General features: G+C 67.3%; 23 protein-coding genes. 16 read left to right on the top strand and 7 right to left on the bottom strand.

What is annotated here, in order from left to right:
• Positions 1 to 438: 438 nt before the first annotated feature.
• Positions 439 to 3153: a DNA polymerase I gene (gene polA, locus HF203_RS01235; RefSeq protein ID WP_168665773.1), complete on the bottom strand. Its 2715-nt coding sequence runs from the start codon at positions 3151 to 3153 to the stop codon at positions 439 to 441.
• Between the two features lie 771 nt (positions 3154 to 3924).
• Between polA and HF203_RS01230 the strand changes: the two genes are divergently transcribed.
• Complete coding sequence (locus HF203_RS01230; RefSeq protein ID WP_168665771.1) at positions 3925 to 4125, top strand: YgaP family membrane protein; 201 nt, start codon at positions 3925 to 3927, stop codon at positions 4123 to 4125.
• Positions 4126 to 4449: 324 nt separating this feature from the next.
• On the opposite strand, the gene HF203_RS01225 is transcribed toward HF203_RS01230, so the two are convergent.
• Together HF203_RS01225 and HF203_RS01220 are read right to left on the bottom strand one after the other, a co-directional pair.
• Positions 4450 to 4755 (bottom strand): sll1863 family stress response protein, encoded by a 306-nt coding sequence (locus tag HF203_RS01225; RefSeq protein ID WP_168665769.1) that lies wholly within the window; start codon positions 4753 to 4755, stop codon positions 4450 to 4452.
• Positions 4756 to 4876: 121 nt separating this feature from the next.
• Positions 4877 to 6145, bottom strand: coding sequence for an MFS transporter (locus HF203_RS01220; RefSeq protein WP_168665767.1), 1269 nt, complete (start codon positions 6143 to 6145; stop codon positions 4877 to 4879).
• Between the two features lie 95 nt (positions 6146 to 6240).
• Between HF203_RS01220 and HF203_RS01215 the strand changes: the two genes are divergently transcribed.
• From HF203_RS01215 to HF203_RS01190, 6 genes are all read left to right on the top strand, one after another.
• Positions 6241 to 7146: a LysR family transcriptional regulator gene (locus tag HF203_RS01215; protein ID WP_168665766.1), complete on the top strand. Its 906-nt coding sequence runs from the start codon at positions 6241 to 6243 to the stop codon at positions 7144 to 7146.
• A gap of 167 nt (positions 7147 to 7313) precedes the next feature.
• On the top strand, positions 7314 to 8186 hold the full coding sequence (locus tag HF203_RS01210) for a PEP-CTERM sorting domain-containing protein (protein ID WP_210424567.1): 873 nt from the start codon (positions 7314 to 7316) through the stop codon (positions 8184 to 8186).
• A 136-nt stretch (positions 8187 to 8322) separates the two neighbouring features.
• Positions 8323 to 9822, top strand: coding sequence for an apolipoprotein N-acyltransferase (lnt, locus tag HF203_RS01205; protein WP_168665764.1), 1500 nt, complete (start codon positions 8323 to 8325; stop codon positions 9820 to 9822).
• 304 nt (positions 9823 to 10126) lie between these two features.
• Positions 10127 to 10642 carry a hypothetical protein gene (locus tag HF203_RS01200; protein ID WP_343043855.1) on the top strand — a complete coding sequence of 172 codons (516 nt, stop codon included), beginning with the start codon at positions 10127 to 10129 and terminating at the stop codon, positions 10640 to 10642.
• Between the two features lie 72 nt (positions 10643 to 10714).
• Positions 10715 to 12073: a UDP-N-acetylmuramate:L-alanyl-gamma-D-glutamyl-meso-diaminopimelate ligase gene (gene mpl, locus HF203_RS01195; protein ID WP_168665762.1), complete on the top strand. Its 1359-nt coding sequence runs from the start codon at positions 10715 to 10717 to the stop codon at positions 12071 to 12073.
• A gap of 46 nt (positions 12074 to 12119) precedes the next feature.
• Positions 12120 to 12755 carry a flavin prenyltransferase UbiX gene (locus HF203_RS01190; protein ID WP_168665760.1) on the top strand — a complete coding sequence of 212 codons (636 nt, stop codon included), beginning with the start codon at positions 12120 to 12122 and terminating at the stop codon, positions 12753 to 12755.
• 96 nt (positions 12756 to 12851) lie between these two features.
• On the opposite strand, the gene odhB is transcribed toward HF203_RS01190, so the two are convergent.
• Both odhB and HF203_RS01180 read right to left on the bottom strand, forming a co-directional pair.
• Positions 12852 to 14111 carry a 2-oxoglutarate dehydrogenase complex dihydrolipoyllysine-residue succinyltransferase gene (odhB, locus tag HF203_RS01185; protein ID WP_168665758.1) on the bottom strand — a complete coding sequence of 420 codons (1260 nt, stop codon included), beginning with the start codon at positions 14109 to 14111 and terminating at the stop codon, positions 12852 to 12854.
• Positions 14108 to 16966, bottom strand: coding sequence for a 2-oxoglutarate dehydrogenase E1 component (locus HF203_RS01180; protein ID WP_168665756.1), 2859 nt, complete (start codon positions 16964 to 16966; stop codon positions 14108 to 14110). Before HF203_RS01180 ends, odhB begins: the two co-directional genes overlap by 4 nt.
• A gap of 363 nt (positions 16967 to 17329) precedes the next feature.
• Between HF203_RS01180 and HF203_RS01175 the strand changes: the two genes are divergently transcribed.
• The 4 genes from HF203_RS01175 (at position 17330) to HF203_RS01160 (ending at position 20168) form a co-directional block, all read left to right on the top strand.
• On the top strand, positions 17330 to 17554 hold the full coding sequence (locus HF203_RS01175; RefSeq protein ID WP_168665754.1) for a hypothetical protein: 225 nt from the start codon (positions 17330 to 17332) through the stop codon (positions 17552 to 17554).
• A complete protein-coding gene (locus HF203_RS01170; RefSeq protein ID WP_168665752.1) occupies positions 17555 to 18331 on the top strand; it encodes an NRDE family protein in 777 nt (258 codons plus the stop codon). It abuts the gene before it with no gap.
• Positions 18332 to 18472: 141 nt separating this feature from the next.
• A complete protein-coding gene (gene hemC / locus HF203_RS01165) occupies positions 18473 to 19402 on the top strand; it encodes a hydroxymethylbilane synthase (protein ID WP_168665750.1) in 930 nt (309 codons plus the stop codon).
• Positions 19389 to 20168, top strand: a complete 780-nt coding sequence (locus HF203_RS01160; protein ID WP_425483186.1) for a uroporphyrinogen-III synthase — start codon at positions 19389 to 19391, stop codon at positions 20166 to 20168. Before hemC ends, HF203_RS01160 begins: the two co-directional genes overlap by 14 nt.
• A 94-nt stretch (positions 20169 to 20262) precedes the next feature.
• On the opposite strand, the gene HF203_RS01155 is transcribed toward HF203_RS01160, so the two are convergent.
• Entirely contained in the window at positions 20263 to 20913 is a 651-nt protein-coding gene (locus HF203_RS01155; protein WP_168665748.1) for a hypothetical protein, read from the bottom strand.
• 82 nt (positions 20914 to 20995) lie between these two features.
• Entirely contained in the window at positions 20996 to 22003 is a 1008-nt protein-coding gene (locus tag HF203_RS01150) for a 2Fe-2S iron-sulfur cluster-binding protein (protein ID WP_168665746.1), read from the bottom strand.
• A gap of 77 nt (positions 22004 to 22080) precedes the next feature.
• On the opposite strand from HF203_RS01150, the gene HF203_RS01145 reads away from it, so the two are divergent.
• The 5 genes from HF203_RS01145 (at position 22081) to HF203_RS01125 (ending at position 25861) form a co-directional block, all read left to right on the top strand.
• Positions 22081 to 22953 (top strand): NAD-dependent epimerase/dehydratase family protein, encoded by an 873-nt coding sequence (locus tag HF203_RS01145; protein WP_168665744.1) that lies wholly within the window; start codon positions 22081 to 22083, stop codon positions 22951 to 22953.
• A 128-nt stretch (positions 22954 to 23081) separates the two neighbouring features.
• Positions 23082 to 23480 (top strand): Rap1a/Tai family immunity protein, encoded by a 399-nt coding sequence (locus HF203_RS01140; RefSeq protein WP_168665742.1) that lies wholly within the window; start codon positions 23082 to 23084, stop codon positions 23478 to 23480.
• A gap of 81 nt (positions 23481 to 23561) precedes the next feature.
• Complete coding sequence (locus tag HF203_RS01135; protein ID WP_343043853.1) at positions 23562 to 23792, top strand: glycine zipper family protein; 231 nt, start codon at positions 23562 to 23564, stop codon at positions 23790 to 23792.
• Between the two features lie 72 nt (positions 23793 to 23864).
• Positions 23865 to 25091 carry a permease gene (locus HF203_RS01130; RefSeq protein WP_168665740.1) on the top strand — a complete coding sequence of 409 codons (1227 nt, stop codon included), beginning with the start codon at positions 23865 to 23867 and terminating at the stop codon, positions 25089 to 25091.
• A gap of 497 nt (positions 25092 to 25588) precedes the next feature.
• A complete protein-coding gene (locus tag HF203_RS01125; RefSeq protein ID WP_168665738.1) occupies positions 25589 to 25861 on the top strand; it encodes an RNA recognition motif domain-containing protein in 273 nt (90 codons plus the stop codon).
• Positions 25862 to 25870: the final 9 nt, after the last annotated feature.

Raw genomic sequence — 25870 nt, 5'->3', positions numbered from 1 at the left:
TGACGCCGATCCCTGAGACAGGTCCGCGCGGGTGTTGGGTGACCCACCGATCAAAGGTCATCGCTCCGACGCTGGGGCAACGCATCGGTGGGTCACCCAACCTACGACGCTTCAGCCTTCAGCCTCCAGCGATCAGCCTCCAGTCGGGCGGGCTGGACATGACCGGCGGTTGACGGACAAAGACGCTCTTTCGTGTTTGCGGTTCACAATTTCCTGGCTCCTGGCTCCTGGCTCCTGGCTCCTGGCTCCTGGCTCCTGGTGGCTGGCAGAGCCCCCCAAAAAAAACCCCCGACGGCCCAGGGGGAGAGGGCTGCGGGGGAGTCGCTTCCCCGGCGAGGGCTGCCGGGCACTGGGCCGCTCCCAGGGGGGAGAAGCGGCCCGTATCGCACACGTCGATTGTGACCGACTATTTTAGTCGGAGTTCCCCGAGGGTGCGTCTCAGTGCGCGGCCTGCCAGTTCTCGCCCACGCCGATGTCGACCACCAGGGGTACGTGCAGCTCCGCGGCCTGCTCCATGGCGACGCGAATCCGTGCCCCGACCGCCTCGACTGCGTCGGCGGCGACCTCGAACACCAGCTCGTCGTGGACCTGCATGATCATCCGTGCAGGCGGTCGCTCGCGCTCGATCCAGTCGTCGAGGGTGATCATCGCGCGCTTGATGATGTCGGCGGCGCTGCCCTGCATCGGCGCGTTGATGGCGGTGCGCTCGGCCGCGGCGCGGCGGTTCTGGTTGCGGCTGGCGATCTCGGGGAGGTGCAGGCGGCGGCCGAACAGGGTCTCGACATGACCGTCTTCGTGCGCCTGGGCGCGGATCCGCTCCATGAAGGCATGCACCCCGGGGTAGCGCTCGAAGTAGCGGTCGACATAGTCCTGGGCGGCGGCGCGGCCGATGCCGAGCTGGCGCGCCAGGCCGAAGGCCGACATGCCGTAGATCAGCCCGAAGTTGACCGCCTTGGCCGAGCGGCGCTGCTCGGCGTCGACCGCCTCGGGGGCGATGCCGAGGATCTTGGCGGCGGTGGCGCGATGGATGTCCTGGCCGCTGGCGAAGGCGGCGAGCAGGCGCTCGTCGCCGGAGAGATGGGCCATGATCCGCAGCTCGATCTGCGAGTAGTCGGCGGCGATCAGCAGGTTGCCCGGCTCGGCGACGAAGGCGCGACGGATGCGCCGTCCCTCCTCGGTGCGGATCGGGATGTTCTGCAGGTTGGGATCGCTCGAGGACAGCCGACCGGTGGCCGCGACCGCCTGATGGTAGGAGGTGTGCAGCCGCCCGCTGTCGGGGTTGACCAGTTGCGGCAGCTTGTCGGTGTAGGTCGAGCGCAGCTTGGCCAGACCACGGTGTTCGAGGATCAGCCGCGGCAGCTCGTGGCCCTCGGCGGCGAGCTGTTCGAGCACCGACTCCGAGGTCGAGGGCGCGCCCTTGGGGGTCTTGGCCACCACCGGCAGCCCCAGCTCGTCGAACAGGATGGCGCCGATCTGTTTCGGCGAGCCCATGTTGAAGGGCCGCCCGGCGACCTCGTGGGCCTGGGTCTCGAGCGCCTGGATGCGTGCGGCGAGGTCCTGGCTGTGCGCGGCGAGCTGCTCGCAGTCGATGCGCACGCCGTGGCGCTCCATGCGCGAGAGGATCGGCACCAGCGGGATCTCCAGGTCGCGATAGAGGGCCGTCAGTCCCGCCTCGCTCTCCAGCCGGGGCCACAGGTGTCGGTGCAGGCGCAGTGTCACCTCGGCGTCCTCGGCGGCATAGGGGCCGGCCTGTTCGAGCGGGATCTGGTCGAAGGTGAGCTGTTTGACGCCCTTGCCGGCGATGTCCTCGAAGGCGATGGTGTCACAGTCGAGATAGCGCTTGGCCAGCGAGTCCATGTCGTGTCGCCCGGCGGTGCTGTCGAGCACATAGCTCTCGAGCATGGTGTCGTGGGCGATGCCGCGCAGGGTGATGCCGTGGCGCGCCAGCACGCTCATGTCGTACTTGAGGTTCTGACCGACCTTGGCGCGCTCGGGGTCCTCGAGCAGCGGCTTGAGCGTGTCGAGCACCCAGTCGCGATCGAGCTGCTCCGGGGTGCCGGGGCAGGTGTGGGCGAGCGGCACATAGGCCGCGGCGCCCGGCTCGATCGCGAAGGAGACGCCGACGATCTCGGCGCGCATGTAATCGAGCGCGGTGGTCTCGGTGTCGAAGGCGAACAGCGGCGCGGCACGCAGCCGCTCGACCCAGTCGAGGAACCCGTCGCGATCGAGCACCACCTGGTAGTCCGCCGCCGTGCCCTGTGGGGCCTCCGGCGCGGTCGGCGCCGGGACCGCCGGGTCGAGGCGGTCGAGGTCGGCGAGCAGCTTGCGCGACTCGATGCGCTCGAACCACTCGCGCAGTCGCTCGCGATCGGGCGTCCCCGGCACCAGCTCGGTGGGGCCAAGCGGCAGCGCGACGTCGCACTTGATGGTGGTGAGCTGGCGTGACAGCGGCAGCTGGTCGAGCGCGGCGCGCAAGTTGTCGCCGACCTTGCCCTTGATGGCTGCGGCATTGGCGATCACCCCGTCGAGGTCGCCGTGGGCGGCGAGCCACTTGACCGCGGTCTTGGGGCCGCACTTGGGCACTCCCGGCACGTTATCGACGCTGTCGCCCATCAGGCTCAGGTAGTCGACGATGCGCGCCGGCGGCACGCCGTACTTCTCCTCCACCCCAGCGGCATCGAGCAGGGCGTCGGTCATGGTGTTGATCAGGTGCACCTGGTCGTCGACGAGCTGCGCCATGTCCTTGTCGCCGGTCGAGATCAGGGTGCGGATGCCGGCTGCGGCGGCCTGGGTGGCGAGGGTGCCGATGACGTCGTCGGCCTCGACCCCGGGCACGCACAGCAGCGGTAGGCCCATGGTCTCGATGATGGTGTGCAGCGGTGCGATCTGTTCGCGCAGATCCTCGGGCATCGGCGGGCGATGGGCCTTGTAGTCGGCGTAGAGGTCGTTGCGGAAGGTCTTGCCGCTGGCGTCGAACACCACCGCGAGATAGTCCGGTCGGTAGGTCTCGATGAGCTTGCGCAGCATGTTGAGCACGCCGATCAGCGCCCCGGTCGGTTCCCCCCGCGAGTTGGTCAGCTTCGGCATGGCGTGATAGGCGCGGAACAGATAGCTCGAACCGTCGACCAGGATCAGGGGGTAGGGGGCTGCCATGGATGGGATCTCTCGCGAGTCAGGGTGGATCGGGGCGAAGACGGTAGCATAGCTCGCGCTTCGGTCTGCCGGGAGATTGAACCGCCAAGACACGAAGAGCGCGAAGATGAGGAAAGGCTTCCAGCCGCCAGCCTCCAGTGAGGGGGCAGGGTTGTCTCGTCGCGTCGCGGTTAACCGCATACCGACGCTGGAGGCTGTTTGCTGAAGGCTGGTCGCTTTCTTCGTGTCCTTTGGGTCTTTGCGATTCAATCCCCTGGCGGCCACCCTCAGTCTCGTAGGTTGGGTTAACCGTCCGTCCACCATGCCATCGACGAATCTGCGGCGTTCGTCGACGGTTAACCCAACACCGAGGCGTGATCGCAGAGCTTCGGCGCATGGACTGCAAAGGCATCAAGGATGCTAAGGCTGGTCGAGCGATTGGCCGCCAGCCGCCAGCTATCAGCATCCGGTCATGCGTGCCGTCTGCGGTGGTGGTTGGATCGATGCGCCACTACTGATGGCCGACGGCCGATAGCCGGAAGCCTTGTCCCCTTTGCGTGCTTTGTGTCTTGGCGGTTCTCCCCGATCTCGATCGCTCGGATCGATGGGTATCCCTAGTAGGGGTGGGTCTATAATGGCCGCGCAGTCAATGCTATGGTGGTGCAGCGATGACCACCAGGGTCGCAGACCTCGGGTCTGTGTTCCATGTCGCGGGGAAAAGCGGGCCGGGGACCCTGGCCGTGTGCTGCCCCGCATTCGGCTCGTCCAAGCTTGCAATACAGGAGTTGACTCATGAATTTGCCCAAGAACGTTGGCAAGACCGATCGTAACTTCCGCCTCGCCGCCGGCGGTGTGCTGGTGCTCGGCGGTATCGCCAGCGGTAGCTGGATCCCTAGCCTCATCGGGCTGGTGGTGCTCGCGACCGGCTTTTTCGGTACCTGCCTGGCCTACGTGCCCTTCCATATCGATACCCGCAAGGAAGGCGAGGAATAATCCCCGCGCGCCGATGCTGCGGGCGGCACTGCGTGCGCTCGTAGCGAACGGACGGGCCTGACCCGTCCGAGATGATCCGGTCGCGATCGGACTGGGCGCCGACCCGGAGGTCGGCGCCTGTTCTTTGGTGCCACTTGACGTGGCCGCAGAGACTGCTGTGATCGGGCGTGACCTTGAGATGGTCAGTCCGATTTACGGTTCACTGGTCCAGCGGCCTGTGTCGCTGAGGCCGGGGCCGAGGGCGGTGTCGTCGTCCCATCGTGCGGTTGACCGGGGTCCGACCGACCAACGGGACACGACCCCCTTCACTTATCGTCGAAGTGTTCACTTATCGTCGAAGTGCGCACGGATGCGCGCGAGTGCGTCACGGGTCCCGCGCTTGAGCTGATCCCACTTCTCCTCGGCCTCCTCGCGGACATCCTCCCAGCGTTCATCGGCCTGCTCGCGAATCTGCTCGCGTTTGTCGTGGCCGGCCTGCCACTTCTCGCGCAGCTCACCGAGTTGCTGCTGCAGTCGTTCGCGCGCCTCACCCGAGGCGTGGCCGGCCTTCTCCTGCAGTTGGTCGAGTTCCTCCTTCCATTCGTCGAGCTGTTGCTTGAGGCGGGCGAGATAAGCGTCTTTGGTTGGCATCTGCATCCTCCTGTTGCGCTGTGCGAACCACGGCGCGGATGGCCTCCGCGCCCTCCTCTCGGGATATGGTTGATCCGATGCAGATCTGCAAGGTGCCCGCCGGGGCGGGCACCGGCCCGGTTCAGCGCCCGTTGACCTCGGCCGGTAGGACCGTTTCGCGGCAGGCGCCGGTGAGTCGCCGCCACCACTGGCAGTTGCAGTCACCTCCGTACTCGCGTGCGTGCAGCCAGAGTGCGAGTCCCAGGGTCAGGGTCAGTGCCAGGGCCGCGCCGAGGACCACCCCGGACCAGCCCGCCAGATGCCAGTACGGTCCGAGGTAGAAGCCGCCGAGGCTGGCACCGCCGTAGTAGAACACCAGGTAGAGCGAGGAGGCGCTGGCGCGTGCCCGGGTGGCCTTGTGGCTGACCCAGCTCGCGGCCTGGGAGTGGGCGAAGAAGAAGCCGACGGCGTTGATCATCAGCCCGGCGATGATCGCCCCCAGGTGGGGAATCAGTGTCAGCAGGGTCCCGCCGAGCAGTAGCAGGGTGCCGGCGGCCATCGCCAGCGGTTGCGAGCGCCCGCGTACCAGTCGTCCGGAGAAGGTCGCGGCGACGGTGCCGGAGAGATAGGTCAGGAATAGCATCCCCAGCCACATCGGCGAGAGGTGGTAAGGCGGGGCGCTCAACAGGAAGGTGACATAGCTGTAAAGGTTGATGAACACCATGAAGTTGAGTCCACCGATGAAATAGGCGCCGAGGATGCTCGGGTTGCGCAGGTGGTGGGCGAGGTCGGCGGCCATGGCGCGCGGGCGTAGCGGCTTGGGCTGGAAACGGCGCGAGGGCGGTAGCAGCAGGAAGAAGGCGATCAATACCGCGAGACTGAGTAGCCCGGCGGCGAGGAAACTGGCCTGCCATCCCCACTCGGCAGCGCTCGCGCCGCTGAGCAGGCGTCCGGCGATACCACCGATCGAGTTGCCGCCGATATAGATCCCAACGGCCAGCAACAGTGCCTCGTGATCGAACTCGTCACCGAGATAGGCCAGCGCCAGGGCCGGCACGCCGCCGAGGAAGAAGCCCTGCAGTGCGCGCAGTGCGAGCAGGGTGCCGAAATCCGGGGCGAAGGCCAGGGCGAGCGCACACGCAGTGGTCAGTGCCAGGGTCGTGAACATGATCGCGCGCCGACCGATGGCGTCGGAGAGCGGACCGAAAAGCAGCAGCGACAGCCCCAGGGTGAAGGTGGTGACCGAGACGGTCAGGCTGGCCTCCAGCTCCGAGATTCCCAGGTCGCTGCGCAGCAACGGCAACAGCGGTTGTGGGGCATAAAGGTTGGCGAAGATGGCGATCGAGCCGAGGCAGAGGGCTAGGGTCGCGCGCCAGAAGGCCGGGGTGCGTGCAGTGATCGGTGGGTTCATTGGAATCCTGGATGGGTAAGGCATGAGTTCATTGTATGAATGCCTTAAGCTATAAATAAAATAAATTTAAGATATTTGTTTGATTCGAAATTGCTATGGACTTGAAGCAGCTGCGTTATTTTCTCGCCGTCGTCGAGGCCGGTGGTTTCACCGCCGCCGCCGCCCGGCTCGGGGTTGCCCAGCCGGCATTGAGCATCGCCATCCGTAAGCTCGAACGCATGCTCGACCTCGAGTTGCTGCACCGCGGCACGCGTCGGGTCACCCCAACCAGCGAGGGCGAGGTGCTCGCCGGGCACGCTCGCGCCCTGCTCGAACGCGCCGAGGCCGCCGAGTTGCAGATGCGCGAGCTGCGTGGACTGCTCAAGGGCGAGGTGCGGATCGGGTTGCCGAGTATCCTCGGCTCCTACTTCTTCCCGCCGCTGTTGATGGCCTTCAAGCACCGCCATCCAGGGCTGCGGCTGTCGGTGCAGGAGGCCGGCACCCGCAGCCTGTTGAACATGATTCGTGCCGGGGCGCTGGATCTGGGGGTGGTGACCAGTGACGCCGAACTCGACGACCTCGAGACCCATCCCTTCCTGCGCGAGGAGGTGGTGGTGCATGCCGGGCGCTCCCATCCCCTGGCGAGTGTCGAGCGCATCGACTTCGCGACCCTGTTCGAACACGACCTGGTGGTTGCGCGTAGCGGTTACTTCCTGCGTGAGTTCATCGACCATCACGCCGCAACCTTGGGGGTCGAGCCGCGTATCGCCTTCGAGACCAACCTGATCCCGTTGGCCGAGACCATCGTCCGTCAAGGGTTCGGGGTGACCTGTGTGCTGCGCATGGTCAGCGAACAGACCCGTGATCCCGAGTTGGTGGCGATCCCCTTCGTCACGCCGGTGTATCTCGATTTCTCGCTGGCGTGGCAGAGCGGGGGCTATCTCTCGCGTGCTGATCGCGCCTTTCTCGACTTCATGCGAGAGCAGACCCCGTGGCGGCGTGATGGGGGCGTTTTGGGGTGAGCGCTTGTCGGTCTTTTTTACACTTTTCGTCCATGGCTGGCGGGGCCTGACCTTGGTCTGACGCTATGGCCTTGTGTGCGCATGGTTTTTAGTTTTTGGCGCGATTTTCGCCTTCACTGAATCGGGTCGTATGGCCGATGGATCGCAGCGAAATAAGGAGATTGATCATGCTGAACCGAAAGATCATGGCACTTGGTGCGGGGCTCCTGGTGTCGCCAATCGTCAGCGCCGGCAACATCAACGTCGGCGGGGTGGTGTGGAATCCCAACTCCCCGCTCGACATGCGGATGGATAGTAGCTTCACCCAGTGGTTCCAGCGCTCGAACAGCGGCTTCGACATGGGCAATGTGGTGGGTATCAATGCCGGCAATGCCACCTCGGTGATGTTCGGTAACTATCTCTACGGCGGTGGCAAGATCAACAACTTCAACGATGCCAACGACATCGATGGCCAGCCCGAGCCCGAGACCGATCCGCCGAGTTTCTGTCCGAGCTGCGAGTTGACCTATGAGTTCGGCGGTATCCAGTTCGTCGAGAACACCGCCGGCGGGGGAGACTTCACCGATCCCTCGACCTACACGATCAACTGGGATAACTCCTACTTCCGCATCTGGGTCGATGAAGGCAAGGACTTCAATGCCAACGCCGACTTCAATTCTGACCCCGATCAAATGTACAAAGCTGCCAACGGCGACCTGTTCCTGGAAGGCAAGTTCGAGCAAGTCACGTTCAGTAACCAGGACTTCGCGGGGGGCACGCTGATCAGTACTGCCGGGGCCGGTATGTTCGTGACCGGTGGCATGGCGATGGAATACTTCGACACCAATGACTTCTACGATGCGGCGCTCGATATGTGGTTCGATCTCTCCTACAGCGCCAGCTCGCAGTTCCGGGTGCCGGCCGACGGTAGCGACGTCTTCTTCGCCCGCGCCTCGACCGGCGAGGTACAGGGCAACACCGTCCCCGAGCCCGGGGCGCTGGCGCTGCTCGGCGCCGGCCTGATCGGGCTGGCGGTGGTGCGTCGGCGGCGGACCGCCTGAGGCATCGATGGGGGGCGGCTGATGCCCGATTGAGGGCATCAGCCTCATGTCATGAGCGGACATCGTCGCTTGGTTGACCCGCTCGGCGGTGGCTGTTAATAAACCGCGATCCTGCTTCCTGCTCCGGATCGCTCCCATGTCGCAGTCGTTTCGCATGGCCTCTCTGTGGCCCCTTCTGATCGCGTTCGCCGCCGGCGCCTTGGCGGTGCCGAGCTTCGCGCCCTTCGGGGGCTTCCCGCTCGCGGTGCTCGCTCTGGCGCTGCTGTTGCTGGCGCTGGAGGGGGCGAGGCCGCGTGCCGGTTTCTGGCGCGGTTGGCTGTTCGGGGTCGGGTTGATGGGCTTCGGGGTGTTCTGGATCCGCATCAGCCTCAACGAGTTCGGCAACATGCCGGCGCCGGTGGCCCAGTTGCTGACCCTGGTCTTCGTCGCCGCGATGGCGCTCTACTACGGCGTGCTCGGCTGGGCGTTGCGACGGCTGGCCGCCGGGCCGGACTGGGTGGGCGCGCTGCTCTGCTTCCCGGCGCTCTATGTGCTGCTCGAATGGCTGCGCGGTTGGCTGTTCACCGGCTTCCCCTGGCTCGCGCTCGGCTACGGGCAGATCGACGGACCACTGGTCGGTTGGGTGCCGCTCGTCGGCGTCTATGGCGCCTCGTTGGTGGTGGCGCTCTCGGCCGGGCTGCTGTGGTGGTCGGTGCGGCGGGTGCGGGGCCGGGGGCGGGCGCTGGCGCTGGCAGTGCTGGTCGTGCTCTGGGGCGGTGGCTGGGCGCTGGCGCAGCTCGACTGGACCCAGCCCGAGGGCGCGCCGCTGCGCGCGAGCGTGGTCCAGGCCAATATCCCGCAGGCGATCAAGTGGAACCCGGAGACGGGACCGGCGACGGTGCGCGCCTATCTCGAACTCACCCGCGATTATGGTGAGGTTGACGTGGTGGTTTGGCCGGAGACCGCGCTGCCCGATTTTCTCGATGTACTACGCGCCCCGTTGATCGATCCGCTGGCCGAGCGCGCGCGCGCGGCCGGCACCGAGATCGTGCTCGGCATCCCGGTGCGCGAGCCCGACGGTGGTCGTTACTACAACGCGCTATTGGCCATCGGCAGCGTCGAGGATCGCTACTTCAAGCGGCACCTGGTGCCCTTTGGCGAGTTCCTGCCGTTCAAGGCCTGGCTGGGGCCGCTGATCGCCTGGTTCGAGGTGCCGATGTCGGACTTCAGCCGCGGCGAGGCGGCGCGACCGCTGCTCCAGGTCGGGGCGCATCCAGTCGGTGCCTCGATCTGTTACGAGGACGCCTTCGGCGCCGAGCTGATCGAGGCGCTGCCCGAGGCGCGCTATCTGATCAACGTCAGCAACGACGCCTGGTTTGGCGACTCGCTCGCGCCCCATCAACACCTGCAGATCGCTCGCGCCCGCGCGCTCGAGAGCGGGCGTGATCTGCTGCGCGCGACCAACACCGGGATCTCGGCGATCATCGACCACCGCGGCCGGGTGATCGAGCGCGTCCCGGCCTTCGTGCGTGGCGGCGCCAGCGCCGAGATCCAACCGCGCCTCGGCGCCACCCCCTTCGCGCGCCTCGGCAACGCCCCGGTCGTCGTCCTCGCCACGCTGATGCTCGTCCTCGGCATCGCGCTGGCGCGGCGTTGAGCCGCCAGGATTGAACCGCGAAGACACGAAGGGCGCAAAGGGGATCGAGCAGCCAGCGATCAGCTTCCTGTCGCCAGTGGGTGGGCGACCTCGAAGATCGTGCCAATTTCCATCAGTTGTCGGCTAGCGGTGAGCGTGTGTTTCCGGCGCCGGTGCTCGAGGGCAGGCAGCTATTGGCGGCTGAAGGCTCTTCTCTCCTTCGCGACCTTGGCGTCTTTGCGGTTTGATTCCTGTGGCCTGAACTTGCGATGAGCGTGGTCCCGGCGGTTATCATTGGCGCCATGTCCCGCTGCAGGTGATCGTCGTGCAGGCCCTAATCATGTTCTTCGCCGAGCTGTGCTGGCTGCGTCGCACGCCGCAGCAGCTCCCAGCCTCGGAAGCCCTGTTCGTTGTCGTGTTGCTGGCCGATCTGCTGGTCGGCGGATTGGTGGGGGTCTCGGCGGGGGTCGCCTGGTGGCCAAGCCTGCTGCAGGCCCTTGCCGAGATCGCGCTGACCCTGGCCGCGCTCTATGTCGGTCTGAGCGCGGTGCGTCATGCCCGGCGTTTCCTGCAGACGGCGACCGCGTTGCTCGGCGCCGGCGCGCTGCTTGGGTTGCTCGCGCTGGTGCCGCTGGGGCTGCAGCCGACCGGCAGTCGCGAGACCGAGCTGGCCGCGCTCGGTGCCCTGCTGTTCCTCGCCCTGGTGATATGGAGCCTGGTGGTGACCGGGCACATCCTGCGCCACGCCTTCGTCATCGGCCTCGGTCAGGGGGTGGCCATTGCGCTGGCCTTCGAGCTGTTTGCGGTGGCGTTGATCGGCGCGCTGTTCGGGGGCGGCTGAGCGCCGTCGCCGCTGAATCCTCGTGCGGGCCGGCGCGGCCCGCCTCCTCGTCGTTCGGGAGAACCGTCTCGCATGCATCTGCACATCCTCGGTATCTGCGGCACCTTTATGGGTGGGGTGGCGCTGCTCGCGCGCGCCCTCGGTCATCGGGTGACCGGCTCCGACGCCAACGTCTATCCGCCGATGAGCACCCAGCTCGGGGCGGCCGGGATCGAGTTGATGGAGGGCTATGATGCCGCGCAACTCGACCCTGCCCCCGACGTGGTCGTCGTCGGCAACGCGATGCGTCGCGGCATCCCCGCGGTGGAGGCGATGCTCGATCGTGGGCTGCGTTATTGCTCCGGACCCGAGTGGCTGCGCGAGCACCTGCTGCGCGAACGCTGGGTGCTGGCGGTGGCTGGCACCCACGGCAAGACCACCACCGCGAGCATGCTCGCTTGGGTGCTGGAGGAGGCCGGACTCGCTCCGGGGTTCCTGATCGGCGGGGTACCACGCGACTTCGGGGTCTCGGCACGGCTCGGTGAGTCGCCCTTCTTCGTCGTCGAGGCCGACGAGTACGACACCGCCTTCTTCGACAAGCGTTCGAAGTTCGTCCACTACGGCCCGCGCACCCTGATCCTCAACAATCTCGAATTCGATCACGCCGACATCTTCGACGACCTCGGCCAGATCCAGCGTCAGTTCCACCACCTGGTGCGCACCGTGCCCGGCACCGGCCTGATCCTCCACCCGGACGACGACGCCGCGCTCGAGACCGTGCTGGGGATGGGCTGCTGGACGCCGACCGCACGCTTCGGTGGTGATGGCGAGTGGCGTGCTGAGCTGCTTGCCGCCGACGGCTCGCGCTTTCGCGTGCTCCATCAGGGGGCCGTGCTCGGCGAGGTCGAGTGGGAGATGACCGGGCAGCACAACGTCCATAACGCCCTGGCGGTGATCGCCGCGGCGCGTCATGCCGGGGTGGTGCCGGCGCAGGCGCTGGCGGCGCTGAGCCGCTTCGGCGGGGTGAAGCGGCGTATGGAGCTGCGCGGCGAGGCCGGCGGGGTACGGGTGTTCGACGACTTCGCCCATCACCCGACGGCGATCGCTACCACCCTCGACGGGTTGCGCCAGCAGGTCGGCGCGGCGCGTATCCTCGCGGTGCTCGAACCGCGTTCCAACACCATGCGCCTGGGGGTGCACAATGCCGCCCTGGTCGATTCGCTGGCCGCCGCCGATCGGGTCTATGTGCACGCACCTGCCGATCTCGGCTGGGACGCCGGCGCGGTCTTTGCCGGGCTTGGCGAGCGCGGGGTGGTGCTCGACTCGGTTGAGGCGATCGTCGCGCGGGTGTGTGCCGAGGCGCGCCCTGGTGATCAGGTGCTGGTGATGAGCAATGGAGGCTTCGGGGGGATCCACCAGCGTCTGCTCGATGCCCTCGGGCAGCGCGCCTGAGGCGCGCGGCGCCACACCATTCAGACAACCACGGGAAGAGGTAGCGATGACCCATGTTCCGAGCCAATGGCCGCAGACCGTTGCGGTGGCGCTGACCGGCGCCTCGGGGGCGCAGTACGGGTTGCGGTTGATCGAGACCCTGGTCGGCGCCGGGATGCGCGTCTACGTGATGGTCTCGCAGGCGGCACAGGTGGTGCTGCAGATGGAGTTGGGGCTGGAGGTGCCCTCGCGACCGGCCGAGGCCGAGCGCTTCTTCAGCGATCGCTTCGATGCCGAGGTCGGTCAGCTGCGGGTGTTCGGTCGTCAGCAGTGGACGGCGCCGGTGGCTAGCGGCTCCAACCCGCCTGATGCGATGGTGGTCTGTCCTTGCACCACGGGGACCCTCGCCAATCTCGCCGCCGGGATCTCCAACTGTCTGATCGACCGTGCCGCCGATGTCGCGATGAAGGAGCGGCGTAAGCTGATCCTGGTGGTGCGCGAGACCCCCTATACCAGCATCCATCTCGAGAACATGCTCAGCCTGTCGCGCAACGGCGTGGTGATCATGCCCGCCAGCCCCGGTTTCTATCACCGTCCGCAGCGCGTCGAGGCGCTGGTCGATTTCATGGTGGCGCGGGTGCTCGATCATCTCGGCGTCGAGCACGATCTGCTCGAACGCTGGGGACAAGAGTTGGAGGAGTGAGGCGGCGCGGTTGGTGTCGGGGGTGACCCGCCGCATGCTACCCCGGCGGGTCGTCGAAGCGGGAGGGTCGCGCCCGCGCGCGGGCGCGATCCGGGGTCAGACCCCGAGCAGCAGCAGGGCCGGGTCCTCGAGCAGCTCCTTGATCGCGACCAGGAACTGAACCGCCTCGCGCCCATCGATGATGCGATGGTCGTAGGTGAGGGCCAGGTACATCATCGGCGCGACGACGATCTCGCCGTTCTCCACCACCGGGCGCTCCTGGATCTTGTGCATGCCGAGGATGCCGCTCTGCGGCGGGTTGAGGATCGGCGTCGACAGCATCGAGCCGAATACCCCGCCGTTGGTGATCGAGAAGGTGCCACCGGTCAACTCCTCGTAGCTCAACGAACCGTCCTTGGCCTTGGTAGCGAACTCGGCGATGCCGCCTTCGATGTCGGCCATGGTGAGCTGGTCGCAGTTGCGCAGGATCGGCACCACCAGACCGCGCGGTGAGCTGACCGCGATGCCGATGTCATAGTAGCCGTGGTAGAGGATGTCCTCGCCATCGACGGTGGCGTTGAGTACCGGGTAGCGCTTGAGTGCCTCGACCGTGGCCTTGACGAAGAACGACATCAGCCCGAGGCGCACCCCGTGCTGCTCCTCGAAACGGCCCTTGTAGCGCTTGCGCAGGGTCATCAACGCCGACAGGTTGACCTCATTGAAGGTGGTCAGCATGGCGGCGTTACGCTGTGCCTCGAGCAGGCGCTCGGCGATGCGCGCGCGCAGCCGGGTCATCGGTACGCGCTGCTCGGGACGCCCGGCCTCACCGGTGAGGCTCGGCGAGGCCGGCGGTTGGGGTTCGAGCAGGTGCTCGTCGCTGTGCTCCGGGGCCTGGCGCTCGCGCTCGTCGAGGAAGGCGATGACGTCGGCCTTCTGCACCCGACCGTCCTTGCCGCTGCCGTGGATCTGGCTGGGATCGAGCGCCATCTCCTTGACCAGTCGGCGCGCCGCCGGGGTGATCACCGGCTCCTGGGCGGGCGCGGGTTCCGGCGCGGCGCTCGGAGGTGCCTGGCGGGTCGAGGGCGGCGTAGGCTTGGTGGCCGCCGGAGCCGCCTTGGGGGCTGCTGGCGCGCTCGGCGCGGCGCCTTCGGTGATCAGTGCGAGCACGGTGTCGAAGGTGACCAGCTCACCCTCCTGGGCCTTGATCTCGCCGAGGACGCCGTCCGCCGGCGCCGGGACCTCGAGCACCACCTTGTCGGTCTCCAGGTCGACCAGGGTTTCTGCCCGTGAGACACGGTCACCGGGCTGCTTGTGCCAGGTCAGCACCGTGGCGTCGGCGACGGACTCGGGAAGGGCGGGTACGCGGACTTCACTCATTGTGGCGGGATCCTTCTATTCATGCTCGGGTTGAAACGACCGCTCAGCGCCTCGTCGATCAGACGCTCGTGCTGCTCGACGTGGGCGGCGCGATGGCCGACCGCGGGTGCGGCGGAGGCCGGGCGTCCCACGTAGTAGGGACGCTTGCCCTCCTGGATCAGACAGTGGAAGCGGTGCTTGATCTGGTCCCAGGCGCCCTGGTTCTGCGGCTCTTCCTGGCACCAGACGACCTCCTCGGTCCCGGCGTAGGTCTCGATCACCTCGGCGAACTGACGCTTGGGGAAGGGGTAGAGCTGTTCGATGCGGACGATAGCGACATTGCTCAGGCCGCGCGCGCGCCGTGCCTCGAGCAGGTCGTAGTAGACCTTGCCGCTACAGAACACCACCCGCTCGACCTCGGCCGGATCGATCGGGTCGATCTCGGGGATCAACGGCTGGAACTGACCGCTGGCCAGCTCCTCGAGTGAGGAGCCCGCAAGGCGGTGGCGCAGCAGGCTCTTGGGGGTCATCACGATCAGCGGCTTGCGATAGTCGCGGACGATCTGACGGCGCAGCAGGTGGAAGATCTGTGCCGGGGTGGTCGGGGTGCAGACCTGGATGTTGTGCTCGGCGCAGAGCTGGAGGAAGCGCTCGAGCCGGCCCGAGGAGTGCTCGGCGCCCTGACCCTCGAGTCCGTGCGGGAGCAGCATCACCAGTCCGCAGAGCAGGCCCCATTTGGTCTCGGCCGAGGTGATGAACTGGTCGATGACCACCTGGGCGCCGTTGGCGAAGTCGCCGAACTGCGCCTCCCACAGCGTCAGCGCGTGCGGCTCGGCGGTGGCGAAGCCGTACTCGTAGCCGAGCACTGCCTCCTCGGAGAGGATCGAGTCGATGGCGATGAAGGCGCCCTGGTTGGGGCTGATGTGTTGCAACGGGGTGTAGGACTCGCCGCTGCGTTGGTCGTGGATCTTGGCATGGCGATGGAAGAAGGTGCCACGCCCGGCGTCCTGGCCGGAGAGGCGCACCGGGGTACCGGCCTCGACCAGGCTGGCATAGGCGAGGTTCTCGGCAAAGCCCCAGTTGGCAAGCTGGTCGCCCTGGGCCATCTTGCGTCGCTCGTCCCACAGCTTGGCCACCCGCGGGTGCAGCTCGAAGCCTTCGGGGACGGCGAGCAGGCGCTCGGCGAGTGCGCGCAGCTGATCGATCGGCACGCCGGTGTCGACATCCTGTTCCCAATGTTTGTCGCGACAGAATCTCCAGTCGACCCGATAGGCATGGTCGAGCCCGCAGAGCACTGGGCGGGCGACCACCAGGCCCTGTTCGATGGAGCCACGGTAGTCGGCGACCATCGCCTCGGCCGTCTCGCGCTCGACCACGCCGTTGGCGATCAGTCGCTCGGCGTAGACCGCGCGCGGGGTGGGGTGTTGGCGGATCTTCTGATACATCATCGGCTGGGTAACCGCCGGCTCGTCGGCCTCGTTGTGGCCGAGGCGGCGGTAGCAGACCAGGTCGATGATGACGTCCTTGTGGAACTGGTTGCGGAAGTCGAGCGCCATGCGGGTGACGAAGATCACCGCCTCGGGGTCGTCACCGTTGACGTGGAACACCGGCGCCTGAACCATCTTGGCGACGTCGGTGCAATAGAGCGTTGAGCGGGTGTCGAGCGGGTGGCTGGTAGTGAAGCCGATCTGGTTGTTGATGACGATGTGCACGGTGCCGCCGGTGGCGTAGCTGCGCGTCTGCGACAGCTGCAGCGTCTCCATCACCACGCCCTGCCCGGCGAAGGCGGCATCACCGTGGATCAGCACCGGTAGCACCTGGTCACCGGTGCGGTCGCGGCGCCGGCGTTGACGCGCGCGTACTGAGCCCTCGATCACCGGGTCGATGATCTCCAGGTGCGAGGGGTTGAAGCCGAGTACCAGGTGGACCATGCCGCCGGGGGTGTCGATGTCGGTGGCGAAGCCCATGTGGTACTTGACGTCGCCGGCCATCTTGCGCCAGTCCATCGCCACCCGGCCCTCGAACTCGGCGAAGATGTCTTGCGGCGGTTTGCCGAAGATGTTGGTGAGCACGTTGAGCCGGCCGCGGTGGGCCATGCCGATGACCACCTCTTTTTGGCCTTTGCGTCCGGCGCGTTGGATCATCTCGTCGAGCAGCGGGATGAGCGCGTCGCCGCCCTCGAGCGAGAAGCGCTTCTGGCCGACGTAGCGCTGGTGCAGGTACTGCTCGATGCCCTCGGCGGCGGTGAGCAGGGTGAGCAGCCAGCGCCGCTCCTCGGTATTGAGTTCGGGGGTGGCGCGGTAGCCCTCGAGACGCTTCTGGATCCAGCGCTTCTCGAGGGTGCTGGTGATGTGCATGTACTCCGAACCGACGGTGCCGCAGTAGATCTGCTCGAGCATCTCGAGGATCTCGCGCAGCGGCATGCGGTCGGGGGCGTAGAGCGACCCGGTGTGGAACACCTGGTCCATGTCGCCCTGATCGAGGTTGTGATAGGCAGGATCGAGATCGGCGATGCGCCGCTGTTCACGCAGCGCGATCGGGTCGAGATCGGCGACCTGGTGCCCGCGATAGCGGTAGCCGTTGATCAGGCTGAGTACGGCGTACTGTTTCTCGGCGGCGGTCGGTTCCAGGTGCTCGGTGGAGCGGGCGCGGGCGCGCGACCGGCTCTCTTGTGCCAGACGCAGGAAGTTCTCGCGCACGGGGCCGTGTGGCACCTCGTTGGCGGCCTCCTTGCGCATGGCGTCGAAGCGTTCCCGCCAGGCCAGATCGATGCTCTCGGGGTCTTGCAGATAGCGTTCGTAGAGATCCTCGATGAAGGCGGCATTGCCTCCATAAAGCGCGCCGGAACTCCGGAACAGTTCTAGGATTGCGCTCATGCTGTGTCTTGATCTGCCTTTGATAGAATGGGCCTGAGTCGAAGCCGGTTCCCGATTGGCTTCGTTGTGACGAACCGCCGGACCTGACGCCGTGTCCGCCACGGCGTGCCGTCGGGTCGGTGACGTTCGGGGACGCGGGGTCGAGACGATTGCGGCCGTGGCCATACCGGGGCCCGCCATGGTTCGCTATCATGGGGTCCATTCTGCGTCTCCGGACCCGCTCAGGGGCGATGACCATCCCCTGGTTCGGACGTGCACCATGGAAGATGCTACCCACATCCCCCTAATACCATATCACCGGAGCCGGTGAACACGACTCTTTGACGGTGAGGGAGGGAGTCCTTGTCCGGAGCCAGGCCCGAGATGGCGTATCGAAAACCCGACGTCCAGACCCAGACACGCCACCGGCGACGTGTCCAGATTGCACGACTTGAGGCCGATCTGGCCTATTTTAACGCCCGTTTGGAGCTGTTGAGCGCCCCTCGGAGTGCCAACCAGTTGGCCCAGCGCAAGGCGTTCAAACTGCTCTCGGAGATGCTCGCACGCCGCATCCGACGGGTACGACAAAAGGCGAAGGAGGGTGGGTGAATGTGTACCCTGGTGCTGTTGCACCGTCCTGGGCATGACTGGCCGCTGTTGCTCGGGGCCAATCGTGACGAGCTGCGGACACGCCCGAGCCGGCCGCCCGGTCGACACTGGTCGGATCGCCCCGAGGTGTTCGCCGGGCTCGACCTGATCGGTGAGGGGAGCTGGCTCGGGGTCAACGATCATGGCCTGGTGGCTGCGGTCCTCGATCGGCATGCCAGCCTGGGCCCTCAAGCCGGCAAGCGCAGTCGTGGCGAGTTGGTGCTCGAGGCGCTCGATCACGCCGAGGCCGTGGCGGCCGCCGAGGCGCTCGCCGACCTCCATCCCGCCGCCTATCGTCCTTTCAACCTAGTCGTCGCCGATCCGCGCGCGGCCTATTGGCTGCGCCACGATGGTGGCGAGCGGCTGCGGGTCGAGCCGATCCCGGCGGGGCTGCACATGCTCTGTGCGGGTGCACTCGACGATCCCGCCGATCCCCGTATCGCCGCGCAGTTGCCCCGGTTCCAGGCCGCCGCGGTGCCGGACCCGAGTGGTGCCGACTGGGACGCGTGGCAGCGGTTGCTCGTCGAGCGCGATGCCCCGGATGGCCAGGTCCCGGAGGCGGCGCTGGTGCAGTGTCGTGATGATGGCTTCGTGACCCGTTCGAGCGCCCTGCTCGCCGTGCCCGCCTATCCCGGTTTCGGGGCCTCGCCGCACTGGTTGCACGCCGAGTTCGAACCGCACCCCGGTGCGTTCGAGGTGCTGTTGCCCGAGCCGCCCTTAACCCCGCGTCTCAATTGACGGGAGCATCGTGCGCGCCTCGCGAGGATGATGCGTCACTGGGCCGGATCGGCCGGCTGTGACACAATCATGCGCCGTCGGCGCATCGCCCAGGCGGGCGACGGCGTTATCCATTCACAGCTCTTGTCCCCAGGACCGAACATGTCGAATTGCATCCGTATCGCTACCCGTAAGTCCCCTCTGGCCATGTGGCAGGCCGAGCACACTGCCGCCCTGCTCAAGTCGATCCACCCTGGTCTCGAGGTCGAGATCGTGGGCATGACCACCAAGGGAGACCAACTGCTCGACTCACCGCTGTCGAAGGTCGGCGGCAAGGGGTTGTTCGTCAAGGAACTCGAGCAGGGGATGCTCGCGGGGACGGCTGATATCGCGGTGCACTCGATGAAGGACGTGCCGGTCGAGTTCCCCGAGGGGCTCTACTTGGCAGTGATCATGGAGCGCGAGAACCCCTATGACGCCTTCGTCTCGAACAAGTACGAGACCCTGGCCGATCTGCCCGAGGGTGCCGTGATCGGCACCTCCAGCCTGCGCCGCGAGTGCCAGCTCGCCGATCGTCGTCCCGACCTCAAGATCGAGCCGCTGCGCGGCAACGTCAACACCCGCCTGGCCAAGCTCGACAACGGTCAGTACGACGCCATCGTGCTCGCCGCAGCCGGGCTGATCCGGCTCGGTTTCGAGTCGCGTATCCGCAGCTGCATCGACCCGGTCGACAGCCTGCCGGCGATCGGCCAGGGTGCCATCGGCATCGAGTGCCGTCGCGACGATCCGCGCGTCAACGAGCTGATCGCGCCGCTGGCGCATCGTGATACCACCGACCGGGTGCTCGCCGAGCGGGCGATGAACGCCCGTCTCAACGGCGGCTGTCAGGTGCCGATCGGCGGCCACGCGGTGCTTGAGGGCGACCAGCTCACCCTCAAGGGGCTGGTCGGCACCACCGATGGCAAGCGCATCCTGCGCGCCGAGGCCACCGGCCCGCGCGCCGAGGCCGAGGCGATCGGTCTGCGCGTGGCCGAGGATCTGCTCGGCCAGGGCGCCGGTGAGATCCTGGCCGCGCTGCATGAGTCGCACTGAGATGGCCGGCTGCGATCTCGGTGGGCGGGGCGTCTTGGTGACGCGCCCGGCGGCGCAGGCCGACGCGCTCTGTGCACTGATCGCCGAGGCTGGTGGCCGGCCGATCCGGCTGCCGACCATCGAGATCGTGCCCCCCGTCGACGCCGCGCCCGCGCGCGCGTTGCTCACCGCTGACTGGGACCTGCTCTATTTCGTCAGTGTCAATGCCGTCGAACAGGCGCTGGCGCTGGTTCCGGCAGCCGAGTGGCCGCGCGGTGCGCGCATCGCCGCGGTGGGGCGAGCGACCGCCGAGGCCCTGGCCGCGGCCGGGCTGGTGGTCGATCTGATGCCCCGCGACAGCTACGACAGCGAGACCCTGCTGCGTCACCCGGCACTCGCCGAGATGAGCGGGCAGCGGGTGCTGATCGTACGTGGTGACGGTGGGCGCGCGGTGTTCGCCAATGCGCTGCGCGAGCGTGGTGCCGAGGTCGCCTTCGCCGAGGTCTATCGGCGGGTGTGTCCGGCGCATGAGGTCGCGCCGCTGCTGGGTGATTGGGAGGCCCGGGTGGGATTGGCGCTCGCCACCAGTAACCGGGTGCTCGACAACCTGGTGGGGCTGATCGGGCCGGCCGGGCGCGCACAGCTCCTCGCTACCCCGCTGGCGGTGATCGCCGAGCGTACCGCACGCCATGCCGAGGAAATCGGCTTCGCCCGGGTCGAGGTCGCCGATCGTGCTGATGACCCGGGGATGCTCGCGGCACTGTGTCGGCTCTGTGCCGAGCACTGAGTGTCGTTAGCGCCATCCGGCGGGGCCGCTCGGCCCCGCCACCCCTTGCTCGTTGCCGTCTCGTCGTCCCCCGCGCGCGGTCGCGGCGCGCCTCTCAGCCCCCGGCCGTTGCTGGTTCGACCCCGCCGTCGTCGGTGATCACCCCGTCCTGACGCATCCGTGCCACCATGGCCTCGATCAGCTCACCGATGGTGGTCTGTTCGGAGTCGGGGGCGAGCGGTGCCGAGCGGCCCGACCACGCCAGGGTGGTGTCCTCGGCGTCATAGAGGCTGGTCTCCAGCCGCAGCGTCCGTGCCCGTGCGTAGTAGTCGTTGGCCGTCACCGTCTGATGGACCCGGGTGTAATAGGGGTAGAGCTTGCCGTCTTTGCTGATACGGACATGGGTGAAGGGGTTGAGTCCGAGGTCGCCAGGGCTGTCGCAGCGTAGGTGTACCACCGCGACTGCAGCGGCGCTCGAACGTCCGATCGCCGCGCGCAGCGCCTTGCCCCCGGCGACATCGGCCTCGGCGAGCAGCCGGTGCCCCGGGGTCGCGGTGACGCCGTGTTGGCGCAGTGCACGCACGAAGTTGTCCTCGTAGGCATGGCGTACCAGCGCGCTATCGGCGACCCCGAAGACCACCACGCTCGGGTAATGAGGGGCGGTGGCAAGCTCCTGCCAGGTCGATGAGATGTGCGCTGGCGTACAGGCGCTCGTCAGCAGCACGGCGAGCAGGAGCGGGGGCAGGGAGACGGCGATGGCGCGCATCGATGGGGATCCTCGTGGACGGCGGGCAGGCAGGATCGAGAGTGTGCCTGTTCGCGTCGTCTCCCGACAAGCGGTCGTGTGCTCAGGCGTGACTGGTGTCGACAAAGGCGTCGGTGAACAGCGCCGCCGGGTCGAGGCCGCGGGCGAGCAGCGCGGGGCGGGCGTGCTCGATCATCGCCGGCGGGCCGCTGATGTAGACCTGGTGGCCGGCGAGGTCGGGGAAATCCTCGATCACCGCCTGATGGACCAGGCCGCGCCGCCCCGTCCAGTCCGGCTCGGGCTCGGAGAGCACCGCCTGGTGGCCGAACCAGGGGTGCTCGGCGGCCCAGCGCGGGGCGAGGTCGGGGAGGTAGAGATCGGCGCGGGTGCGGGCGCCGCGATAGAGCAGCAGCGGGCGCTGCAGGCCGCGGGCGATGGCGTCATCGATCATCGACTTGAGCGGGGCGAAGCCGGTGCCGCCGCCGATCAGGATTGCCGGCGCCGTGCTCGTGGGATCGAGCCCGAAGTCGCCGAGCGGGGCCTGGACGCGCAGCAGCGCGCGCTCGTCGAGGCGCTCGAAGACCTCGGTGGTGAAGCGCCCGCCCGGTACCCGACGGATGTGCAGTTCGAGATAGGGACTGAGCGCCGGGGCGCTGGCGAAGGAGAAGGCGCGGCGGCTGCCGTCGCGCAGCAGCACGTCGAGATACTGTCCGGCGCGAAAGCGCAGCGGGTCGTGATCGGGGAGCTTGAGGCTGAGCCCCATCACCTCGGGGGCGAGACGCTCGAGGCGCTCGACCCGGCAGGGCAGGGTGCGCACCTGTTGTGGCTCGTCGGGCCGGGGGCGCGTCGGCAGGTCGAGGCGCAGGTCGCTGCGGGGGACGGCGCGGCAGGTCAGACACTGCTCGGCGCCGAGCCCGGCGAGCGCCGGTGGCGTGCCGCCGGGGTAGTCGATCTCGCCGGCGGCGAGGGTCGCGGCGCAGCTGCCGCAACGCCCGTCGCGACAGCCGTGGGGCAGGGTGATGCCCTGGCGCAGCGCGGCGTCGAGCACGGTCTCACCCGGCTCGGTGCTGAAGCGTGGTCCGTCGGCGTCGATACTGATCTGAAATCCCATGGTCCCGACCGTCTTGCAATCCGTCCTGCTCGCCGCCGATAGTGTCACCATCGATAACCCATGCGGAGTACGACAGGGTGAAGTTGATCCTTGGATGTGGATATGTGGGCACCCGGCTGGCGCGCCAATACCAGGCCGCGGGCGAGTCGGTCACCGGGGTGGTGCGCAGCGAACAGGGGCTGGCGCGGTTGCGCGCGGCGGGGATCGAGGCGGCGCGGCTGCCGCTCGGCGAGCCCGATGTGGTCGACACGCTCGACTGGGCCGGGGCCGAGGTCTTCCATCTTGCGCCGCCGCCGGGCGAGGGGCGCGAGGACGGCGTCACCCGCGCCCTGGTCGAGCACTTCGCGCGCGTCGGCAATCCGCGCCGGCTGGTCTATGTCAGCACCACCGGGGTCTATGGTGACTGTGACGGGGCCTGGGTGGACGAGTCGCAGCCGTTGCGTCCCGTGGCCGATCGCGCCTGGCGGCGCCTCGACGCCGAGTGCGTGCTGCGCGAGTGGCGCGCGCGCAGCGGCGGCGAGCTGGTGATCCTGCGTGTGGCCGGGATCTATGGCCCCGACCGGTTGCCGCTGGCGCGACTGCGCAGTGGCCAGCCGCTGGTGCGGGCCGAGGAGGCGCCTTATTCCAATCGTGTCCATGTCGACGACCTGGTCACCACCTGCCGGGCGGCGATGGCGCGCGGTGGCGACGGCGAGGTCTATAACGTCAGCGACGGCCACCCGAGCACCATGACCGAGTACTTCCGCGCGGTGGCCGAGGCTGCCGGGCTGGCGCGCGCGCCCGAGCTGCCGCTGGCCGAGGCGATGGGACAGCTCTCGACGGGGATGCGCTCCTACATGGCCGAGTCGCGCCGACTCTCCAACCGCAAGCTGCGCGAATCGCTGGGGGTCGAGTTGCGCTATCCGGACCTCGACGCCGGGTTGCGCGCGGCGCTGGCCGAGGCGTCCTGAGGGCGGGCTGCTATGCTTGGCGGTGTCCGCTCGGGCGCCGGCCGAGGTGTCTGACACCAGGAAGCCGGTTGGGCCTTCCGTGCCATTAGCGCTGGCGCCCGCACCTGGATCCATCCGGAGGAGCCGTGATGAGACAGACCCGATTGTTTAAACGATGGTGGTTCGGTGCTGCTGTGCTGGCGCTGTGGAGTGTGCCGGCGCTCGCGCTCGAGCGCCAGGACTTCGACTTCGAGACCACCAGGAACCTCTACAACATCTGCATGGTCCCTGCTGGAGAGGCGCCCGCGATGACCACGGGGGTCGTCTGTCGGGGGTTCATCGCCGCGACCATGCAATATCACGATGCCGTCTCCGCCCACGAGGCCCTCGAACGGCTGGTCTGCTACCCACCCACGGCCACCCTGGCCGATGCCCAGGCGGCCTTTCTCGACTGGGCCGGAGATCATGCCAGCGAGCGTACGCTGATGGATGAGGCACCGGTCAAGGGCGTCGTCCGTGCCCTGGCGGCACGCTACCCTTGCCGCTGAGGGCGTGAGCCCGACATCGGGTTATCTCGGGCGCATCCGGGGGCGCGTTCGCCGGGGCGCCGATGCTGCAGGAGTTGATACGTGAAGCAGATCCTTTTTCCCGTGTTCGCGCTGGTGTTGGCGCTGATGGTCACCGGTTGTGGTAACACCACGGGTGCCCGGGTCTCGAGCGGTACGGCGATCGGTGCCGCCTCCGGCGCGATCATCGGCTCGTTCGGTGCCGATGCCGGCGCCGGCGCGCTGATCGGCGCCAGTGTCGGTGCGCTCGGTGGTCGTCTCGCCGACGAGCATGCCAAGGGCCATTTCGACTGAGCCCCGATGGGTTGATCCATCCCGCCCCGCCGGTACCGATGGCCGGCGGTGGCCGTCCAGGAGTCCCGCCGTATGATCATGTCGTTCCTCGCCGCCTGTTGGCAGGTGATGGTCGAACTCTCCCCGTCGCTGTTGCTCGGCCTGGTGATCGCCGGGCTGATGCATGTCTATCTGCCGCGTGGTTTCATCCATCGTGGTCTCAATCGCCCCGATATGGCGAGTGTGACCCGCGCCACCCTGGTCGGGGTGCCGTTGCCGCTGTGCTCCTGCGGGGTGATCCCGACGGCGCTCGGGCTGCGCAACGAGGGCGCCTCCAAGGGTGCCACCACCGCCTTCATGATCAGTACCCCACAGACCGGGGTCGACTCGATCCTGGTGAGTGCAGCCTTCCTCGGCTGGCCCTTCGCACTGTTCAAGCTGGGTGCGGCCTTCGTCACTGGGGTGATCGGCGGTGGGCTGGTCAACCGCTTCACCCGTCCCGATCCGGCGCCCGCACAACAGGCGGCGACGGATGATGACGGGACGCGGCCGCGCGGCTGGCGCCCGGTGCTGCGCTATGCGGTGTTCGATCTGCTCGGGGCGATCGATCTGTGGGTGCTCGCCGGCGTGGCGCTAGCAGCACTGCTGAGCGTCGTGCTGCCGGCCGACTACTTCGCCTCGCAGTCCTGGGCCCACGGGGTGTTGGGGATGCTGGTGGTGTTGGCGATCTCGCTACCGCTCTATGTCTGCACCACCGGCTCGGTGCCGATCGCCGCCTCGCTGATCGCTTCGGGTCTGCCGGCGGGCTCGGCGCTGGTGTTCTTGATGGCCGGTCCGGCGACCAATATCGCCACCTTCGGGGCCGTCTATCGCACCCTCGGTGGCCGCGTGCTGGCGATCTATCTCGCCGTGGTGGTGCTGATGAGCATGGCCTTCGGGCTGTTGTTCGACGCCCTGCTACAGAGCCCTGCGGCCCATGCCGCGCACCTCCACGGCGCTGAGGGTGACTGGCTCGGGGTGAGCGCGGCCGTGCTACTCAGTGCCTTGCTGTTGTTGCTCATCGTGCGACGGTTGCGCGCACGCCTTGCCCCGGCCCCAGTCGTGACGGCGGATCTGACCCTGCCGGTCTCGGGGATGAGCTGCAATCATTGTGTCGCCAGCGTGCGTCAGGCGCTCGAGCGCATCGACGCGGTCGAGGTCGCCGAGCCCGACCTCGGCGCCGGGGTGGTGCGGGTGCGCGGCGCGCACCTCGATGCCAGCGAGCTGGTTGCGGCGATCCGTCAGGCCGGCTTCGACAGTGATCCCGGGCGGTTAGGCTAGTTGCGCCTCTTGCCACCGTGGCCGTCCCGAGCGGCTGCGGTGGCCTCGGATCGGCTTATCCTTGACCAGATAATTTTAATGGTCTCTTTGTTGACGCCATGTTTCCGATCCACTAGCTTTCCCCCAGAGTCAATCGCGGCGACTGCCAGGATCTCGAACGCCCCCAGACGAGTATGCAAGTGTAAAGACACGCCGGAGTGTCTACGGGTTTTTTTCTTTGGGATCCAACCTCTGCTGAACGCCAACTCCGACCCTTTCGGACACTCGGTCGGAGTCGAGCACCGGATGTGCCCCAGCCCTCCTCCCGCTTCACTCCGCTTGCCAGTGATCTCCTGGTTTTACACTTTTTGTATACGACTCTGTCGCCGTGAACCCGCCGAGAAGGTTGTCTCCTTCGCCAGTCGCGGGCTTGGATATCGTCCACTGTCGGGGTGGCTTGTGTGTTGGCCGGCCGACAGTTTTCGTTCGATCAACACACACGAGCCCGAGAGATAGCGATGAGGATCTACGTAGGAAATCTCCCCTATAGCGTGACCGATGATGAGCTGAGGGACATCTTCAGCGGATTCGGCGAACTCGCCAGTGCCGAGGTGATCAAGGACAAGTTCTCCGGGCAGTCGAAGGGCTTCGGCTTCGTCGACATGCCCAACAACTCGGAGGCGGATACCGCGATCAAGGCGCTCAACGAGAGCGAGATGAAGGGGCGCAAGCTCACCGTCAACGAGGCCAGGCCGCGGGCGGAGCGCCCGCGTGGAGGGGGGCGCTACTGATCCCGCCGC

The organism is Marichromatium bheemlicum, assembly GCF_012276755.1.
Lineage (GTDB): Bacteria > Pseudomonadota > Gammaproteobacteria > Chromatiales > Chromatiaceae > Marichromatium > Marichromatium bheemlicum.
This window is presented reverse-complemented; position numbering and strand designations above follow the sequence as displayed.